General features: G+C 66.5%; 2 protein-coding genes and 1 pseudogene. All 3 read left to right on the top strand.

Features of this window, described 5'->3' with window-relative positions; translation table 11 throughout:
* Positions 1 to 691 (top strand): annotated as a pseudogene (locus FVW27_RS13380) (NYN domain-containing protein); the annotation flags it as partial.
* Between the two features lie 431 nt (positions 692 to 1,122).
* Positions 1,123 to 1,983: a substrate-binding domain-containing protein gene (locus tag FVW27_RS13375; protein WP_167125918.1), complete on the top strand. Its 861-nt coding sequence runs from the start codon at positions 1,123 to 1,125 to the stop codon at positions 1,981 to 1,983.
* Between the two features lie 7 nt (positions 1,984 to 1,990).
* The coding region (locus FVW27_RS13370; protein WP_424991877.1) for a 4Fe-4S binding protein at positions 1,991 to 2,356 on the top strand (366 nt) is incomplete at its 3' end.

Below are 2,356 nucleotides of genomic sequence, written 5' to 3'. Positions count from 1 at the left end.
GCCCGCCCCGTACGCCCCGCGCGGCAATGGTGAACGGCTGGCCCGCGTGGCCGAGGTGGTACGCCGCACCGTGGCCGATGCCCCGGCCCCCGTGGGCGTCGCCTCGCTGGCCCAAATCCTTCAACGCGAGGTGGACCCCGGCGCGGACTGGTTCGGTTACGGTCGCCTGCGCGACCTGCTGGACGTGCTGGACCTGAAGGGGCTGGAATTTTCGGCGGTGCCGCCCGGCTACCTGTACGACCCGGAACGTCACGAACAGCCCGAGGAACGTGACGCCCACGACGACTTCCGTTCGCGCTACCCCGACCTGTACGATTTCGCCCTGAAGGTGCACCGCCTGACCGACATGCCCCTGCTGCGTCCCGACCATTTCCGGCAGCTGCTGGGCATCATCGTGGAAGAGGTCAACGCCAACGGGTTCTTCATGACCACGACCTCGCGCAACGTGCGCGACCGGTGCGTGGAGGCGGGTCTGCCCATTGCGCGGGGCCACGTGAACTTCGTGTTGGTGGGCATTGCGCGCGGGGGCTACCCGCTCAACGAGCAGGACGGCGTGAACCTGCGCGAGGTAGGCAAGGCCTTTCTGCGCAACGCCTACGACCTGTGCCGCATGTCGCAGATAGACCTGACCAAGGCGGAACAGCAGATGCTGATGGTGTGGATACTGCCCAAGGAGTCCATGGGCGATTAGGGGCTGTCCCCCGAATTGTCCTTTCGCCCGTTGGCTGCGTCAAACTACGCCCGCCATTTCGGTCGAATACGAGAAGAGCATACTCCCTCATGACGTGCTTGTTTTCCTTGCCAACGGACGAAAATCCTAATTCGGGAAACAGCCCCTGAAAGGCAGAAGACTACAGTGCCAACGGCAACCGAAAAGTAGATGTAGCGCCTGCCCCAGGGCGCGTCACAACGAAATGAAAAAGGAACCGGCTTCCCGCAAGGGGAGCCGGTTTTCTGTTGGCGCAATGGCGCTGGCGCGGAGGCAAGGCAGAGGGGGACGGGACATGACGTGCATCTGATTTGTCTATGGCATTGTGCTAAATCCATTGACAATTTGTCTTTGTTAGCATTCCGCGCGGCGTATAGGGTGGGCGCCACTATCCATTACACGCGGAGGTGTTCATGCGTCAGTTGCAGGACGAGGGGCGGCGCGGTTTTCTGCGCGCCTCGCTGACCGGGGTGGCGGGGCTGGCCGCCGCTTCCTTGCCGGGGGCGGCGCAGGCCGCGCCATTCCCCGGCGGCAGGTTGCAGGTGTGGTCGTGCGGAGGGCTGGCAGAGGCCATGCAGCCCGCCCATGCGGAGTATGAACGGCGCAGCGGCGCGGCGGTGGTGTACACCGGGGCGTTTGCTGCAGCGCTGGGCAAGTCTTTGCTGGGCAGCGGCTCGACAGAGGTGTTCGCGGGGCGGGTGCTGGACCTTGCCAAAAAGCTGCGGGCAGAAGGGCGGATGACCTATTTCAAGCCGCTGTGTTTCACCAGTTACGTCATCGTCACGCCCACGGGCAATCCGGGCAACGTGCGGTCGGTGGATGGCATGGCCCGCAAGGGCGTGCGGGTGGCCATGGCGCCGGAGGCGTCGCCCCCCGGCGGCGCGGCGGTGCTGGGGCTGCTCAAGAAGGCGGGCTGCCTGGATGCGGTGATGGCCAACGTGGTCAACCCCGGCACCTGCGTGCAGCGTTCGGTGGAGGCAGTGACCACCGGCAAGGCAGACGCCATGATCGTGGAACTGCGCGTCACCCGCCTGCCCCAGTTCGCGGGCAAGCTGGACATCGTGGAGATTCCCGCCGGGCTGTTTCCGCCGCCGCCGCTCACCTTCACCGTGGGCGTCATGCAGGAAGCGCGCGACCGCGCCCTGGCCGACGACTATGTGGCATGGGTAACGTCCCCCGAAGGGCAGGCGCACTTCGAGCGGGCCGGGTTCATCCCTGCCATTTCGCCGCGCGGGCAGGAACTGGTGGAAAAGCTGGGGGTGAAGGATGTCTGATGCGGGCGTGAACACCGTGCCTGCGGCGGGCGGCGCGGCGAACCTGACGGAACTGAAGGCCCGCGCCGTGCGTCAGGGCGCGCGCGCCCGCGCCGTGCGCCTGTGGAACCGTGCGGCGCAGGCCGTCATGCTGCTGGTGATCGGCCAGTGGTCGTTCTACGGCATCTTCCGGTGCCCCTTCGTGGTGCCGTACATCAGTTGTCAGAACTGTCCGGTGGTGGCCTGCCACGGGCGGTTGTTCACCATGTTCTGGGGCGTGTGGGCCGGGTGGCTGGCGCTGGCGGCCCTGTTCGGGCGCGCCTTCTGCGGGTGGGCCTGCCCCGGCGGCACGGTGAACCGCCTGCTGGGCTTCTTCGCGCCGCTGCGCCTGAAG

This window comes from Nitratidesulfovibrio liaohensis (assembly GCF_011682075.1).
Classification (GTDB): Bacteria; Desulfobacterota; Desulfovibrionia; order Desulfovibrionales; family Desulfovibrionaceae; genus Cupidesulfovibrio; species Cupidesulfovibrio liaohensis.
This window is presented reverse-complemented; position numbering and strand designations above follow the sequence as displayed.